Annotated in this window: 14 protein-coding genes; 12 read left to right on the top strand and 2 right to left on the bottom strand. The window is 71.9% G+C overall.

Annotation, left to right across the window (positions count from 1 at the left end):
• The first annotated feature begins 102 nt into the window (after positions 1–102).
• From ACZ67T_RS09550 to ACZ67T_RS09540, 3 genes are read left to right on the top strand one after another with little or no spacing between them, the layout of a single operon-like run.
• Complete coding sequence (locus ACZ67T_RS09550; protein WP_469982782.1) at positions 103–1044, top strand: DUF5819 family protein; 942 nt, start codon at positions 103–105, stop codon at positions 1042–1044.
• Positions 1041–2231, top strand: coding sequence for an HTTM domain-containing protein (locus ACZ67T_RS09545; RefSeq protein ID WP_469982780.1), 1191 nt, complete (start codon positions 1041–1043; stop codon positions 2229–2231). Before ACZ67T_RS09550 ends, ACZ67T_RS09545 begins: the two co-directional genes overlap by 4 nt.
• A gap of 31 nt (positions 2232–2262) precedes the next feature.
• Positions 2263–3045, top strand: a complete 783-nt coding sequence (locus tag ACZ67T_RS09540; protein ID WP_469982779.1) for a TrmH family RNA methyltransferase — start codon at positions 2263–2265, stop codon at positions 3043–3045.
• Positions 3046–3065: 20 nt separating this feature from the next.
• Here the strand turns inward: ACZ67T_RS09540 and paaN are convergent, their stop codons facing one another.
• Complete coding sequence (paaN, locus tag ACZ67T_RS09535) at positions 3066–4772, bottom strand: phenylacetic acid degradation protein PaaN (RefSeq protein ID WP_469982777.1); 1707 nt, start codon at positions 4770–4772, stop codon at positions 3066–3068.
• Positions 4773–4980: 208 nt separating this feature from the next.
• Here paaN and ACZ67T_RS09530 point away from each other — a divergent pair, with 208 nt between their 5' ends.
• Both ACZ67T_RS09530 and ACZ67T_RS09525 read left to right on the top strand, forming a co-directional pair.
• Entirely contained in the window at positions 4981–6504 is a 1524-nt protein-coding gene (locus ACZ67T_RS09530) for a 3-hydroxyacyl-CoA dehydrogenase (protein ID WP_469982776.1), read from the top strand.
• Positions 6501–7091: a TetR/AcrR family transcriptional regulator gene (locus ACZ67T_RS09525; RefSeq protein ID WP_406105311.1), complete on the top strand. Its 591-nt coding sequence runs from the start codon at positions 6501–6503 to the stop codon at positions 7089–7091. The genes ACZ67T_RS09530 and ACZ67T_RS09525 overlap by 4 nt, the downstream gene beginning before the upstream one ends.
• A gap of 21 nt (positions 7092–7112) precedes the next feature.
• On the opposite strand, the gene ACZ67T_RS09520 is transcribed toward ACZ67T_RS09525, so the two are convergent.
• On the bottom strand, positions 7113–7691 hold the full coding sequence (locus ACZ67T_RS09520) for an Lrp/AsnC family transcriptional regulator (protein WP_469982774.1): 579 nt from the start codon (positions 7689–7691) through the stop codon (positions 7113–7115).
• Between the two features lie 173 nt (positions 7692–7864).
• Between ACZ67T_RS09520 and pdhA the strand changes: the two genes are divergently transcribed.
• The 7 genes from pdhA (at position 7865) to ACZ67T_RS09485 (ending at position 16152) form a co-directional block, all read left to right on the top strand.
• Positions 7865–9001: a pyruvate dehydrogenase (acetyl-transferring) E1 component subunit alpha gene (gene pdhA, locus ACZ67T_RS09515; protein WP_469982772.1), complete on the top strand. Its 1137-nt coding sequence runs from the start codon at positions 7865–7867 to the stop codon at positions 8999–9001.
• Positions 8998–10002, top strand: a complete 1005-nt coding sequence (locus ACZ67T_RS09510) for an alpha-ketoacid dehydrogenase subunit beta (protein WP_469982770.1) — start codon at positions 8998–9000, stop codon at positions 10000–10002. The genes pdhA and ACZ67T_RS09510 overlap by 4 nt, the downstream gene beginning before the upstream one ends.
• Positions 10002–11330, top strand: a complete 1329-nt coding sequence (locus ACZ67T_RS09505) for a dihydrolipoamide acetyltransferase family protein (RefSeq protein ID WP_469982769.1) — start codon at positions 10002–10004, stop codon at positions 11328–11330. Before ACZ67T_RS09510 ends, ACZ67T_RS09505 begins: the two co-directional genes overlap by 1 nt.
• A gap of 149 nt (positions 11331–11479) precedes the next feature.
• Complete coding sequence (locus tag ACZ67T_RS09500; RefSeq protein WP_469982768.1) at positions 11480–12451, top strand: NTP transferase domain-containing protein; 972 nt, start codon at positions 11480–11482, stop codon at positions 12449–12451.
• Positions 12451–13971, top strand: coding sequence for a molybdopterin molybdotransferase MoeA (locus ACZ67T_RS09495; protein ID WP_469982766.1), 1521 nt, complete (start codon positions 12451–12453; stop codon positions 13969–13971). Before ACZ67T_RS09500 ends, ACZ67T_RS09495 begins: the two co-directional genes overlap by 1 nt.
• On the top strand, positions 13959–15065 hold the full coding sequence (locus ACZ67T_RS09490; protein WP_469982764.1) for a potassium channel family protein: 1107 nt from the start codon (positions 13959–13961) through the stop codon (positions 15063–15065). The genes ACZ67T_RS09495 and ACZ67T_RS09490 overlap by 13 nt, the downstream gene beginning before the upstream one ends.
• A 106-nt stretch (positions 15066–15171) precedes the next feature.
• Positions 15172–16152, top strand: coding sequence for an NAD(P)H-quinone oxidoreductase (locus ACZ67T_RS09485; RefSeq protein WP_469982763.1), 981 nt, complete (start codon positions 15172–15174; stop codon positions 16150–16152).
• Positions 16153–16332 lie beyond the last annotated feature (180 nt).

The raw sequence follows: 16332 nt of genomic DNA, 5'->3' as shown, positions 1-16332 counted from the left end.
GTACCGTGCCGGTGCGGCGGCGGGAGCGGGCCGCGGGGCGAGGAATCGGTTCGGCGCGAGCGCGGACCGGAGGCATCGGGAAACTCGGGGAGACGGGGCGGCATGGACGCGTACGACAAGGGCTCGACCGCCCGGCGTTCTGACCTGGAGCCGCAGCCGGGGCCGGGGCCGGAGCCGGGCCCTTCGCGCAGTCCGGCACCGAATCAGGTGCGCGACCCGAATCAGGTACTCGACCCGAATCACGACCCCGACCCGAACCACGTGCCCGAGCCGGATCCCGCGTCCCCGCCCCTCGCGCCACCGCTGCCACCCGATATACCCCGTATCGGACTGTCGGCCCTCTCCCTCCGCTACCAGGTCGTCGCTGCCTGCGCGCTCGTCGTCATCGCGCTCGGGGCGTGTGTGCACGTCGCGATGGTGTTTCTGCACGTTGCGCCGTCCAACACGGTCTCCAAGGAGTACGGCAGGGCCGTCGACAGCTGGATCTATCCGGAGTTCGAGCAGAACTGGAAGCTGTTCGCGCCCAACCCGCTCCAGCAGAACATCGCCGTGCAGGCCCGCGCGGAGATACGTACGGCCGCCGGCACGCGTACGACCGGTTGGTACGACCTGTCGGCACAGGACGGCGCCGACATCGACGGGAATCTGCTGCCCAGCCACACGCAGCAGAACGAGCTGCGCCGGGCCTGGGACTTCTATGTGTCCGCGCACGACAGTGAGAACCGCCCGAACGGTCTGCGCGGCCAGCTCTCCGAGCGCTACATCCGCCGCATCGTCGTCCTGCGGCTCTCCCACGATGACGCGCTGAAGGCCGCCGGCGAGAGAGCCACCATCGTCCGCGTCCAGGTCCGCTCGCGGACCACCAATGTGGTGCCGCCCCCGTGGAGTGACGAGAAAGTGGATTCCAAGCCTCTCTACCGGGAGGTTCCCTGGTGGACGGTGACGGTCGCGGACCGGGCACTCGACAGCGACAGCCAGAGCGAGAGCCGTAACGGCACCGCCACGCGCGCGCGTGGCGCCACCGACGGGACGGACGCCCGGTGAACCGCATAGACCGGGTCACCGGGTCCGCCCTCGGCCCCTACCAGACCGCCGTCATCCGGATCGGGTTCTCCGCGACCTGGCTGCTCTTCCTGCTGCGTGAGTTCCCCCACCGCCACGAGCTGTACGGGCCCGACGGGCCGTGGAGCTGGGACATGGCGCAGCAGCTCATCGCCGGCAACGGCGCCTTCACCGCTCTGATGTGGTCGGACGGCCGCGTCTGGTTCGAGATCGTCTACGCCGCCGCGGTCGTGACCAGTGCGCTGCTGATGCTGGGCTGGCGCACCCGGGCCATGTCCGTCCTGTTCATGATCGGAGTGCTCTCGCTGCAGAACCGCAGCATCTTCATGGGCGACGGCGGCGACAACGTCATCCACCTGATGTCGATCTACTTGGTGTTCACGCGGTGCGGTCAGGTCTGGTCGCTGGACGCGCGGCGAGCGGCACGCGCGCGTGAGCACTCCGCGCGCGAGAGCGACATCGGACCGCCGGACCGGGTGGGGCCGGTGGTGTGGTGGCTCGCGGGGCTCGGGCTCTCCGCGATCACGTTCATGGGGGTCGTGAGCGGGGGCTGGCTGGTCGTGTTCTGGGGGCTGTGGGCCGTGCAGGGCCTTTGGTGGGCGGTGAACCGGAGGGACCCGTACGGCGAGCCCCGACTGCTGCTCGACGTGATCGCGAACCTCGCGCACAACGCCGCTCTTCTCGTGATCATGGCGGAGGCGTGTCTGATCTACGCGACCGCCGGCTGGTACAAGATCCAGGGCAGTCGCTGGCAGGACGGGACGGCGGTCTACTACCCGCTCCACCTGGACTACTTCTCGCCCTGGCCGGCCCTGGGCGACCTGCTCGCCTCGCACGGGCTGATGGTGATGCTCGTGTCGTACGGGACGGTCGCCGTGCAGGTCGCCTTCCCGTTCACGCTGTTCAACCGGCGCGTCAAGAACGTCCTGCTGGTCGCCATGATGTGCGAGCACGCGGCGATCGCCGTCCTGCTCGGGCTGCCGTTCTTCTCGCTCGCGATGATCGCCGCCGATGCCGTATTCCTGCCGACGTCGTTCCTGAAGCGGCTGGGCGGATGGGTGGCACGCGCGCGTGGAGGCCTGTTTTCCCGTACGGCCGCTGCTCCTGCGGTGCCGGGGCCTCGCGCAGGCGAGAGCCCCGAACAGGCCCACGTAGGCTTCTCGCCATGAGCAGGGCGAACAGCGTGGACGGGCGAGCGGCATGAACAGGGCGGATATCGCCTGCATTGATGAATGGCGCGCCCGTGCAGACACGTCCGTGCTCCTCGACGGGTTCCACGCGCTCAAGCACGCCCTGCGTTTCGGCGCGCGCGTGCCCGTGGCTCTGGCGACCGGCCGGGCCGCCGCGCTCGCCCTGGCCGAGGAGCTCGCCCCGGACGTGCGGGACGCCCTGGACGGGCTCCTGGTGGAGGTGCCGGAGGAGACGCTGCGCGCCCTGGTGCCGCGTCTGCATCCCACGGGGGTGGCCGCGCTGGCGGTGCGGCCGGACCGGGAGGAGAACCTGGCCGCCGTGGCACGCCTGCCGAGGACCGCGCCCGTAGTCGTCCTCGACAACCCCCGCAACCTCGGCAACGCGGGGGCCGTCATCCGGCTCGCCGCGGGCTTCGGGGCGACGGGCGTCGTCATGACCGGCAGCCTCGACCCCTGGCACCCGACCGTCGTCCGCGGTGGCGCCGGCCTGCACTTCGCGACGGTCGTCGAGCGCCTGGCGGTGGAGGAGCTGCCGCCGGGGCCCGTGTACGCGCTCGATCCGGAGGGCGAGGACATCCGGGGGACCGCGCTGCCGGACGACGCGCTGCTCGCCTTCGGCTCGGAGCGCAGCGGCCTGTCACCCGAACTGCGCGCCCGCGCCGACCACTTGGTGTCGCTGCCGATGCGGGCGCAGGTATCCAGCTACAACCTGGCGACGAGCGTCGGCATGACGCTCTTCCACTGGAGCACCTGCGGCACGCCGGGCGGTCCCGCGGGCCGCCCGGCCGCATGAACTGACGTCGGTCGCAGGCCTCAGGCCTCCTTGCGCACCTCCACGACCCGGAAGCGGTTCGCCACGAACGCTCCGTCGCACAGCGCCGCGTTGGCCGCGGGGTTGCCGCCGGAGCCGTGGAAGTCCGAGAACGCCGCCGTCTGGTTCACGTACACCCCGCCCGTGAGGTTGAGGGACAGCTGGGCGCACTCTTCGAGGCAGACCTCCTCGACGGCTTCGGCGACCTCGTCGGAGGTCGTGTACGCGCCGACGGTCATCGCGCCCTTGTCGCGCACCGTGCGCCGCAGCAGGTCCAGCGCGTCCGCCGTGGAGTCGACGGCGACGGCGAAGGAGACCGGGCCGAAGCACTCGCTGAGGTAGGCGGAGTCGGAGTCGGCGCCGTCCCAGAACTTCCGTGCGCCGTCCTGCTTGACGATCGCCGGCGTACGGACGACGGCACCGGGGAACTCCGGGTTGCTGATCTCGCGTGAGGCGAGGGCGACTTCGCCGAGGCCGGCGGCCGCCTCCAGGCGGGACTTCACGTCCGCGTTGACCAGGGCGCCGAGCAGCGCGTTCGCCCGGGCGTCGTCGCCGAGGAGGCCGCCGACCGCGGCCGCGATGTCGGTGACCACCTCGTCGTACGTCTTGGGGCCCTCGTCCGTGGTGATGCCGTCGCGCGGGATGAGCAGGTTCTGCGGGGTGGTGCACATCTGGCCGCTGTACAGGGACAGGGAGAACGCGAGGTTCGCCAGCATTCCCTTGTAGCGGTCGGTCGAGTCGATGACGACCGTGTTGACGCCGGCCTTCTCCGTGTAGACCTGCGCCTGCCGGGCGTGCGTCTCCAGCCAGTCGCCGAACGCCGTCGAACCCGTGTAGTCGATGATCTTGATTTCGGGGCGCAGGGCGATGGTCTTGGCGATGCCTTCGCCGGGCTTCTCGGCGGCCAGCGCGACCAGATTCGGGTCGAAGCCGGACTCGGTGAGGACCTCGCGGGCGACCTGGACGGTCAGGGCGAGGGGCAGCACCGCGCGCGGGTGGGGCTTCACCAGGACCGGGTTGCCGGTGGCGAGGGAGGCGAAGAGCCCTGGATATCCGTTCCACGTGGGGAAGGTGTTGCAGCCGATGAGGAGCGCGATGCCGCGCCCGACCGGCGTGAACTGCTTGCCGAGGACGAGGGGGTCGCGCTTGCCCTGCGGCTTGGTCCACTCCGCCGCGTCCGGTGTGCGCACCTGCTCGACGTACGCGTACGCCACCGCTTCGAGCCCGCGGTCCTGCGCGTGCGGGCCGCCCGCCTGGAACGCCATCATGAAGGCCTGGCCGCTGGTGTGCATCACGGCGTGCGCGAACTCGTGCGTACGCGCGCTGATCCGGGCCAGGATCTCCAGACATACGGCGGCCCGCGCCTCGGCGCCGGCCTCGCGCCACGCGCGCATGCCTGCGCGCATCGCGGGGAGCAGGACGTCCAGGTCGGGGTGCGGGTAGGTGACGCCCAACTCGACGCCGTACGGCGACATTTCGCCGCCCACCCAGTCGTCCGTGCCGGGCTGGCCGAGATCGATCCGGGTGCCGGAGAGCGCGTCGAAGGCGGCCTTGCCCTCGGGCATGCTCAGGCTTCCGTGCTCTCCGTAGGCCTTGGGGTGCTCGGGGTGCGGTGACCAGTACGCGCGCGTGCGGATCGCTTCCAGCGCTTGGTCAAGGGTGGGCCGGTGCTTGGCGATCAGGTCGTGCGCGGTGACTTTGGCGGCCATGACGGACCAACTCCTCGTCGAGGCGGCTCTTCGTCGAGCCGGCGAGCTGGGCAGGAACAGCTGGGCAGGAACAGGCAGACACGGTTAGAGTAACCGAACGATCGGTCGGGACAAGGGGGTCCGTCGAACCTGTGGAAAACTTCGCGCCCGCCTCAGCGCCCCGACCCCCGGGACCCCGGCCGTCGTTCCGTGCGGGAGGATCGCGACCATGACAGCATTCGAGCTCGGCAGCCCCGAACGCCTTGTGGGCGTGGTGGGCACCGGCACCATGGGCCAGGGCATCGCCCAGGTCGCCCTGACCGCCGGCCACCCCGTCCGGCTCTACGACGCCGTACCGGGCCGCGCCCTGGAGGCCGCGGACGCCATCGCCGCACGCCTGGACCGCCTGGTCGACAAGGGCAGGCTCGACGCGGCCGAGCGCGACGCCGCGCGTGCGCGTCTGAGCGCCGCCGGGTCCCTCGAGGAGTTCGCGGGGGCGGCGCTCGTCGTCGAGGCCGTGCTGGAGCGGCTCGACGTGAAGCAGAGGCTGTTCACGGACCTGGAGAAGATCGTCGCGGACGACTGTCTGCTCGCGACCAACACCTCGTCCCTGTCCGTCACGGCCGTCGGCGGCGCGCTGCGGCTGCCGGGGCGCCTCGTCGGCCTGCACTTCTTCAACCCCGCGCCCCTGATGCCGCTGGTCGAGGTGGTCTCCGGCGCGGCGACCGACGTCACGGCGGCCACGCGCGCGTACGAGACGGCCCGCGCCTGGGGCAAGACCCCCGTCGTCTGCGCCGACACCCCCGGATTCATCGTCAACCGCATCGCCCGCCCCTTCTACGCCGAGGCGTTCGCGGTCTACGAGGAGCAGGGTGCTCAGCCCGCCACCATCGACGCAGTCCTGCGCGAGTGCGGTGGCTTCAAGATGGGCGCCTTCGAGCTGACGGACCTCATCGGACAGGACGTCAACGAAGCGGTCACCCGCTCCGTGTGGGAGGCCTTCTTCCAGGACGTGAAGTTCCGGCCGTCCCTCGCCCAGAGGCGCCTGGTCGAGGCCGGCATGCACGGCCGCAAGACGGGCCGCGGCTGGTACGCGTACACGGACGGTGAGGACCGCCCCGAGCCGCACACCGCGCAGCCCGCCCAGGCGCCCGCGTACGTCGTCGCCGAAGGCGACCTGGGGCCTGCCGGTGAGCTTCTCGCGCTGATCCGCGAGGCGGGCATCCCGGTGCGCGAGGAGGACGAGGACAACGGCACGCGCCTGGTGCTTCCCGGCGGCGGTCAGCTCGCCCTCGCGGACGGCCAGACGTCCGTCGAGTACCGGGACGTCGTCTACTTCGATCTCGCGTTCGACTATCGCGCCGCGACCCGTATCGCGCTCGCGACCTCTCAGGAAGCGTCCCCGCAGACCTTGCGCGAGGCCACCGGGCTCTTCCAGGCCATCGGCAAGGACGTCAGCGTCATCGGGGACGTGCCCGGCATGATCGTCGCGCGCACGGTCGCGCGGCTCATCGACCTGGCGCACGATGCCGTCGCCAAGGGAGTGGCCACACCGGAGGACATCGACACGGCGATGCGCCTGGGCGTCAACTACCCTCTGGGGCCCATCGAGTGGAGCAGGAAGCTCGGCAAGAACTGGGCGTACTCCCTCCTCGATGATCTGCACCTGCGCGACCCGTCCGGCCGATACGCGCCCTCGCTCGCGCTCTACCGCCACTCGTACGCCTCCGACAAGCGGGAGGGGTCCGCATGACCACCGCAAGGCGCGACACCTACACGCCCGAGACCCTCCTGTCCGTCGCCGTGCAGGTCTTCAACGAGCGAGGCTACGACGGCACCTCGATGGAGCACCTCTCCAAGGCGGCCGGTATCTCCAAGTCGTCGATCTACCACCACGTCGCCGGCAAGGAGGAGCTCCTGCGCCGCGCCGTCAGCCGCGCGCTCGACGGCCTCTTCGGCATCCTCGGCGAGGAGCACGCGTGCGTGGGGCGTGCCGTCGAGCGCCTGGAGTACGTCACCCGGCGCATGGTCCAGGTCCTGATATCCGAGCTGCCGTACGTGACCCTGCTGCTGCGCGTGCGCGGGAACACCGACGCGGAGCGCTGGGCGATGGAGCGCCGCAGGGAGTTCGACCACCAGGTGGCCGAACTTCTGAAGGCGGCCGCGGCCGACGGTGATGTGCGGGGCGACATCGAGGTACGGCTCGCGACCCGCCTCGTGTTCGGCATGATCAACTCGATCGTGGAGTGGTACCGGCCGGGCGGCCGGGGCATGGACGACCGCGAAGTCGCCGACGCCGTCGTGCAGTTGATCTTCGGAGGGCTGCGCAAGGAGGGCTGACGGCCCCGGGGCGCGGGCGCGTCAGGCGTCCGGCTCCAGGTCCTCCTCCTCGAACACCAGCAGCGTCCGCGTGCTCAGCACCTCCGGCATGGCCTGGAGCTTGGTGAGTACGAGCTCCCGCAGGGCCCTGTTGTCCTGTGTGTGCACCATCAGGAGCACATCGAAATCGCCGCTGACCAGCGCGATGTGCGAGGCCTCCGGGAGCCGGCGCAGCTGCTCGCGAACGGTGCGCCAGGAGTTCTGGACGATCTTGAGCGTGATGTACGCGGAGGCGCCCTGCCCGGCCCGCTCGTGGTTGACGCGGGCGCCGAACCCGCGGATGACGCCGTCGTCGATGAGCCGGTTGATGCGCGCGTAGGCGTTGGCCCGTGACACATGGACGCGCTCGGCGACGGAGCGTATCGAGGCCCGGCCGTCCATCTGGAGCATCTGCAGGATGTCGCGGTCGATGGCGTCCAGCGCGCGAGGCTGGTACCCCGGGCGGCCCTCGGGCGGGCGCGGCGGGGGGCCCGGGCGGCTGTCGGGCCCGCTGTCGGGCGCGCGGGGCGGAGTCTCGGGTCGGTCGCCGCCCGGGCCGTCGGCCATTCGTTCAGATGCCATGTCCCCCCGCCTCCCTACCATGGACGTACTGCGTCCATCCCAGGCTGTGGAGAACCGTTTGTCCACAGCCTGGAGGTGCCTGTAGCCAAAATGTGCCGACGACCGAACAATCGGTAGGTGGGGCGCATCACACCGTCGCGTCTCTCAGCCGCTTCCAACGAGGAGGTGCCGTCATGACGGTCATGGAGCAGCGGGACGCCTACCGGCCCACCCCGCCGCCCGCCTGGCAGCCGCGCACGGATCCCGCGCCGCTGCTGCCCGACGCCGAGCCGTTCCGGGTTCTCGGCACCGACGCCGCGGCCAAGGCCGACGCCCGGCTCCTGCACCAGCTGTACGCGGAGGTGGTGCGCGGCCGCAGGTACAACGCGCAGGCGACCGCCCTGACGAAGCAGGGCCGGCTCGCGGTCTACCCCTCCAGCACCGGACAGGAGGCCTGCGAGGTAGCGGCCGCCCTCGTCCTGGAGGAGCGCGACTGGCTCTTCCCCAGCTACCGGGACACCCTCGCCGCCGTCGCCCGCGGCCTCGACCCCGTACAGGCACTGACCCTGCTGCGGGGCGACTGGCACACCGGGTACGACCCGCGCGAGCACCGCGTCGCCCCCCTGTGCACGCCGCTCGCGACGCAGCTGCCGCACGCCGTGGGCCTCGCGCACGCCGCCCGCCTCAAGGGTGACGACGTGGTCGCGCTCGCCATGGTCGGCGACGGGGGCACCAGCGAGGGCGACTTCCACGAGGCGCTGAACTTCGCGGCGGTGTGGCAGGCCCCGGTCGTCTTCCTCGTCCAGAACAACGGCTTCGCCATCTCCGTACCGCTCGACAAGCAGACCGCAGCCCCGTCCCTGGCCCACAAGGCCGTCGGATACGGGATGCCCGGTCGCCTCGTCGACGGGAACGACGCGGCGGCCGTGCACGAGGTCCTCACCGAAGCCGTGCGCCACGCGCGCGGAGGGGGCGGCCCGACGCTCGTCGAGGCGATCACCTACCGCATGGAAGCGCACACGAACGCGGACGACGCCACGCGCTACCGCGCCGATGCAGAGGTCGACGCCTGGCGCGACCACGACCCGATCCTGCTTCTGGAGCGGGAGCTGACGCATCGCGGACTCCTCGACGAGGAAGGCATACGGGCCGTGCGCGACGACGCCGAGAAGATGGCCGCCGACCTGCGCGAGCGCATGAACCAGGATCCGGTGCTCGACCCCATGGATCTCTTCCGCGACGTCTACGCCGAGCAGACGACGCAACTGCGCGAGCAGGCCGCCCAGTTGCGTGCCGAGCTCGACGCCGAGGCGGACGGGGAGGGCCGATGACCACTGTCGCCGCCAAGCCGGCCACCATGGCGCAGGCCTTCGGCCGCGCCCTGCGCGACGCCATGGCCGCCGACCCCTCCGTGCACGTCCTCGGCGAGGACGTCGGCACGCTGGGCGGCGTCTTCCGAGTCACCGACGGACTCGCCGAGGAGTTCGGTGACGCCCGCTGCACGGACACGCCGCTCGCCGAGGCGGGCATTCTCGGCACCGCGGTGGGCATGGCCATGTACGGCCTGCGGCCCGTCGTCGAGATGCAGTTCGACGCGTTCGCCTACCCGGGCTTCGAGCAGCTGATCTCGCACGTCGCGAAGATGCGCAACCGCACCAGGGGCGCCATGCCGCTGCCCCTCACCGTGCGCGTGCCCTACGGCGGAGGCATCGGAGGAGTCGAGCACCACAGCGACTCCTCCGAGGCCTACTACATGGCCACTCCGGGCCTCCATGTCGTCACGCCCGCCACCGTCGCCGACGCCTATGGCCTGATGCGCGCCGCCATCGCCTCCGACGACCCCGTCATCGTCCTCGAACCCAAGCGGCTGTACTGGTCGAAGGACTCCTGGAACCCTGAGCACCCGACGGACGTCGAACCCATCGGACGGGCGGTGGTCCGCCGGCCCGGCAGCAACGCCACCCTCATCACGTACGGGCCGTCGGTGCCCGTCTGCATGGAGGCGGCGGAGGCGGCGCGGGCCGAGGGCTGGGATCTGGAGGTCGTCGATCTGCGCTCCCTGGTGCCGTTCGACGACGAGACGGTCAGCGCGTCCGTGCGCCGCACCGGGCGGGCGGTCGTCGTGCACGAGTCGGGCGGTTTCGGCGGCCCCGGCGGTGAGATCGCCGCGCGCGTCACCGAACGGTGCTTCCACCACCTGGAGGCGCCGGTCCTGCGGGTGGCCGGGTTCGACATCCCGTATCCGCCGCCGATGCTGGAGCGGCACCATCTGCCGGGAGTGGACCGGATCCTGGACGCGGTCGCGCGGCTCCAGTGGGAGGCGGGCAGCTGATGGCACAGGTCCTCGAGTTCAAACTGCCCGACCTCGGCGAAGGCCTCACCGAGGCGTCGATCGTCACCTGGCTCGTCCAGGTCGGCGACGTCGTGGCGGTGGACCAGCCGGTCGTCGAGGTGGAGACCGCCAAGGCGATGGTCGAGGTCCCGTGCCCCTACGGGGGCGTGGTCACCGCCCGCTTCGGCGAGGAGGGCACCGAACTGCCCGTGGGCTCCCCCCTCCTGACGGTCGCCGTGGGCACAGCGACCGAGGGGGAGGGTGACGACGAGGGATCCGGGAACGTCCTGGTGGGATACGGCACCGCGGCCGCCCCCGCGCGCCGCCGCCGGGTCCGCCGACCGGACGACCTCCCCGTGGCGGAGCCTGTGGCACTCGTCCGCAAGGCCCCGTCCGCCCCGGATCCGGAGGTGCCGCCGCGGAGCGGACCCGTGCCGGTCATCTCCCCCCTCGTGCGCAAGCTCGCCCGCGAACACGGCGTCGACCTGCGCGAGTTGCCCGGGTCGGGACCCGAAGGACTCATCATGCGGGCCGATGTCGAGAGCGCCATGCGGGATTCGGTGCAGGTGCGGGCCCACGTGGCGGAAGCGGAGGTCGCGGCCCCGGCTCCGGTCCGGGCCCCGGCGGCCGGGACCGCCGACGGCATCCGCGTCCCCCTGCGCGGCCTCCGAGGCGCCGTGGCCGACAAGCTCACCCGCAGCCGCCTCGAGATCCCCGACGCGACCTGCTGGGTGGACGCCGACGCCACGGAGTTCATGCACGCGCGCGTGGCCATGAACGCGGCCGGTGGGGAGAAGATCTCCGTACTCGCCCTGCTCGCCCGCATCTGCACCGCAGCCCTGGCCCGCTACCCGGAGCTCAACTCCCGGGTCGACATGGCGGCCCGGGAGGTCGTGCAGCTCGACGCCGTGCACCTCGGGTTCGCCGCCCAGACCGAGCGCGGACTCGTCGTCCCCGTCGTGAAGGACGCACACGTACGCGACACCGAGTCCCTGAGTGCCGAGTTCGCCCGCCTCACGGACGCGGCGAGGGCCGGCCGGCTCACGCCCGGGGAACTCACCGGCGGCACGTTCACGTTGAACAACTACGGCGTCTTCGGCGTCGACGGTTCGACGCCGATCATCAACCATCCCGAGGCGGCGATGCTCGGCGTGGGCCGGATCATCCCCAAACCCTGGGTCCACCAGGGGGAGTTGGCGGTGCGCCAGGTCGTCCAGCTGTCGCTCACCTTCGACCACCGGGTGTGCGACGGCGGCACGGCAGGCGGCTTCCTGCGCTATGTCGCGGACTGCGTCGAACAGCCGGCGGTGCTCCTGCGCACCCTGTGAGGACGAGCCCGCGCGTCCTGTGAGCACGAGCCCGCGCACACTGTGAGCCCGAACGGCCCGCCCCGCCCACCTCGATGTGACGTAAATCCTTGCGGGTGCGGGCCGTTTCCAGGGGTGGCAATGATCCTTCGTGCGCCCATACTCGGGGGATGAACGCTGCTCCCGTGCCGAGCCGCCCCGCCCACGACGCCGTCGTGCTCGCCGGCGGCGCCGCCAGACGGCTCGGCGGCGCGGACAAGCCCGCGGTCCGCGTCGGAGCCAGGCCGCTGCTCGACCGGGTACTGGCCGCCTGCGCCACGGCCGGCACCACGGTCGTCGTCGCCGAACCCCGACCCACCGCGCACCCCGTGCGCTGGACCCGCGAGGACCCGCCGGGCGGCGGACCGCTGGCCGCACTCGACGCCGGCCTGCGCGCCACCACGGCCGACCAGGTCCTCGTCCTCTCCGCCGACCTGCCCTTCCTGAGCGAGCAGACGGTCCGGGGCCTCCTCGACGCCCTTCACGCGGGAACGGCGGACGGGGTCATGCTCACCGACGCCGACGGCCGGGACCAGCCGCTCGTCGCGGCCTACCGCAGCGCACCCCTGCGCCACCACCTCGCCGAACTCGCAGCCGCGCATGACGACGGCCTCTCCGGGCTGCCCCTGCGGCTGCTTGTCGGCCGACTCGAACTCACCCGCATCACCGACCCCGTCGCGTCCTTCGACTGCGACACCTGGGACGACATCGCCGCCGCCCGGTCACGTATCAGGGAGCATGGGCACGTGTTGGATGAATGGATCTCCGCAGCCAAGGACGAACTGGGCATCGAGCTCGACGTCGACACCGGCGTCCTGCTCGACCTCGCCCGCGACGCCGCGCACGGTGTGGCCAGGCCGGCCGCTCCCCTGACGACATTCCTCGTCGGGTACGCGGCCGCGAACGCCGGAGGAGGCCGCGAGGCCGTCGCCGAGGCCTGTGCGAAGGCCGTCGCGCTCGCTGACCGCTGGGCGAAGGAGGCCGCGGACGAGGAGGCGTCGGCACCCGGGACGACGGGTGCCGGCCCGGCCGCCTCGTCCGACGGCCCCGCGTCCGGCGGCGACTCACCCGGTGGCTCCGCGGGCGCGCGGCCGGACGCGTGATGAGCGGTCAGAGCGCGGAGTCGATCGCCGCGCAGGCGCGCGCGGCCGAGGACGGCGCCGTCGACGAGGCGCTCGCCCTGGTCAACGAGGCCCGGGCGGCGGACGGCCGTGGCGCGGGCGGTGCGGGACGCTCCGGCGGGGCTTCCGGTGCGGGACGCCCAGGACACGGTTCGGCCGAGGACGCCCGGCGCACCGGACCCGCCACACCCACCGGCCACCCGGACCACAAGGACCCCGCGCGCAACAGCACTTCCTCCAGCCACCGAACCGACTCCCGGCACCGAGCCGCCTCCTGGTCCGCTGCGCGGGCCGTCGCCGGGCGGGCCGGACGGGCGGCCGCCGCGCTCCGGGGAGGTGCGGCGGAGCGCCGCGTGCCGCTCGACCGGGCGCTGGGCCTGACGCTGGCCGAGCCCCTCGCCGCGCTCTCCGACCTCCCGTCCTTCGACACGTCCGCCATGGACGGCTGGGTCGTTGCCGGGCCGGGCCCCTGGGACGTACGGGCCGAGGGGATACTCGCCGGGCAGGACCGGCCCGAGCCGCTGTCCGACGGTGAGGCCGTCCAGATCGCGACCGGCGCCCGGATCCCGAGAGACGCGACCGCCGTCATCCGCAGCGAACACGGCCGCACGGACGACAAGGGACGGCTGTTCGCCCTGCGCGACGTCGACCACGGCCAGGACATCCGCCCCCGCGGCCAGGAGTGCCGCTCCGGCGACCAACTCCTGCCCGCCGGCGCCCTGGTGACGCCCGCGGTGCTCGGGCTGGCCGCGGCCGCCGGGTACGACGAACTGCTGACGGTTGCGCGGCCGAAGGCCGAAGTGTTCATCCTGGGCGACGAGTTGCTGACCGAGGGCCTCCCCCGTGAGGGCCTCATCCGGGACGCGCTCGGCCCCATGCTGCCGCCGTGGCTGAGGGCGCTCGGCGCGGAGGTCACCTCCGTACGGCGTCTGGGCGACGATCCGAAGTCGCTGCTCAAGGCCGTACGGGCGTCGAACGCCGACCTCATCGTGACGACCGGCGGCACCGCGTCGGGCCCGGTCGACCAGGTGCACCCGACGCTGAGCCAGGTCGATGCGGAGCTGCTCGTCGACGGTGTCGCGGTGCGGCCGGGGCACCCGATGCTGCTCGCCCGCACCAAGGAACGGCAGCACCTCGTCGGCCTGCCGGGCAACCCTCTCGCGGCCGTCTCCGGGCTCCTCACGCTCGCCGAGCCCTTGCTGGGGATCCTCGCGGGACGGCCGGAGCAGGAGCCGTACACGGTGCCGCTCCAGGGGGCTGTGCACGGGCACCCGCATGACACGCGGCTCGTCCCTGTCGTCGTGCGGGGGGATGTGGCCGTGCCGCTGCGTTACAACGGGCCGGCCATGCTGCGCGGGATCGCGGCGGCCGACGGGCTCGCCGTCGTCGCGCCCGGCGGCGCGAAGGCCGGGCGGGAAGTGGAGATCCTCGACCTGCCGTGGTCGTGGAGCGCGACCGGTGGCGACGGAGGCCACGGCGCTGCCGAGAGGTGTTTCACGTGAAACTTCCCGGCCATGACGCGATGGCCCGACAGGACGACGAGAAGGTCGTCGACCGTCAGGTGAAGCTCCCCAAGCGGGTTGTCGAGCGGCCCCTGCGGCAGGTCGCCCGGCGACTGATAGTGGCGCTCGCCGTGCTCGTCGCGACGGCGTTCATCGTCTGGATCGACCGGTCCGGCTACAACGACAGCTCCGACAGCAGCGTCGACCTGCTGGACGCGTTCTACTACGCGACCGTCACCCTCTCCACGACCGGGTACGGGGACATCACACCCGTCAGTGACGGTGCCCGGATCGTCAACATCCTCGTCATCACGCCGCTGCGTGTGCTGTTCCTGATCATCCTGGTCGGCACCACTCTCGAAGTGCTCACCGAGCGCACGCGGGAGGAGTGGCGACTGAACCGCTGGAGGTCCAACTTGCGTGACCACACCGTGGTCGTCGGATTCGGCACGAAGGGCCGGTCCGCGATCCAGACGGTCTGCGCGACGGGCCTGAAGGCGGATCAGGTCGTGGTCGTCGACCCCAGTAGCAAGGTCATCGAGGCGGCCACGGCGCACGGGTTCGCCGGGGTCGTCGGCGATGCCACACGCAGTGATGTGCTGTTGCGGGCCGAGGTGCAGAGGGCGCGGCAGATCATCATCGCCACCCAGCGGGACGACACCGCGGTCCTGGTGACCCTCACCGCCCGCCAGCTCAACCGCGCGGCGAAGATCGTGGCGGCTGTCCGCGAGGAGGAGAACGCCCCGCTGCTGCGGCAGTCGGGCGCCGACGCCGTCATCACCAGCGCCAGCGCGGCGGGCCGGCTGCTCGGACTCTCCGTGCTCAGCCCGAGCGCGGGCATGGTCATGGAGGACCTCATCCAGCAGGGCAGCGGCCTCGACATCGTGGAACGGCCGGTCATAAAGGCCGAGGTGGGGCTGAAGGTCCGCGAGACCGAGGACCTGGTGGTGAGCGTGGTGCGCGGGCACCGGGTGCTGGGTTACGACGACCGGGCCATCGGCACGCTCCAGTTGACGGACCGCCTGATCACGATCGCCCGGGCCACCCCCGGCACCCAGGCCGTCCCGGACACGCGACGGCTGCCGCGGGACTGACAGCCGGGGCTCGCGGGGGACGGGCAGCCGGGGGCCCGTGAGGATTGGCAGTTGGGGCACGCGCCGACCCGTCTCCTGGATTGCTCCGAGGAGTAGCCTCGCCGGCATGTATGCGATCACGATTCCGGAACCCGGTGGACCTGAGGCGCTCGTCTGGGCGGAGGTCCCCGATCCCGTACCCGGTGACGGCGAAGTGCTGGTCGAGGTGGCGGCCGGGGCCGTCAACCGCGCCGATCTGCTTCAGCGTCAGGGCTTCTACAACCCGCCGCCCGGCGCGAGCGACATCCCCGGTCTGGAGTGCTCGGGACGCATCGTCGCCCTCGGCGCCGGTGTGTCCGGCTGGTCCGTCGGCGACGAGGTGTGCGCGCTTCTCTCGGGCGGCGGTTACGCCCAGAAGGTCGCCGTTCCGGCCGGCCAGCTCCTGCCCGTACCCGAGAACACCGACCTCGTCACGGCGGCCGCGCTGCCCGAGGTGACGTCGACCGTCTGGTCGAACGTCTTCATGATCGCCCACCTGCGCCCCGGCGAGACTTTCCTGGTCCACGGCGGCTCCAGCGGCATCGGTACGATGGCAATCCAGCTGGCCAAGGCCGTCGGGGCCAAGGTGGCGGTGACGGCGGGCAGCAAGGAGAAGCTCGACCACTGCGCCGAGCTCGGCGCCGACATCCTGATCAACTACCGCGAGCAGGACTTCGTGGAGGAGATCAAGCGGGCCACCGACGGCGCGGGCGCGGACGTCATCCTCGACAACATGGGCGCCAAGTACCTGGACCGCAACGTCCAGGCGCTGGCCACCAACGGCCGCCTCGCGATCATCGGTATGCAGGGCGGCATCCAGGGCGAGCTGAACATCGCCATGCTCCTCAACAAGCGCGGGGCCATCACCGCGACCTCGCTGCGCGCGCGCCCGCTGGCCGAGAAGGCCGCGATCGTCGCCGCGGTACGGGAACACATCTGGCCGCTGATCGACTCGGGCCGCGTCCGGCCGATCGTCGACCGGAAGCTGCCGATGAGCGACGCGGCGCAGGCGCACCGGGTTCTGGAGGAGAGCGGGCACATCGGGAAGGTGCTGCTCACCGTCGAGTAGATCCATCGGCGGGCGGGGGCGTGGCCCGGGCGAGTCGGTGGCCCTCCAGGCCCCCACGCCCCCAGGCGGCCGGGTGGCGTGGCCGGAGTGGGCGGAGTGACACCAAGGTGCCGGAATTGTTGCGTCATGTGACGCTGATTCCGGGATTCCTCTGATCTTGGTGACTCGATTCCGGGAGGG

The organism is Streptomyces sp. NPDC107517, assembly GCF_055582645.1.
This window is presented reverse-complemented; position numbering and strand designations above follow the sequence as displayed.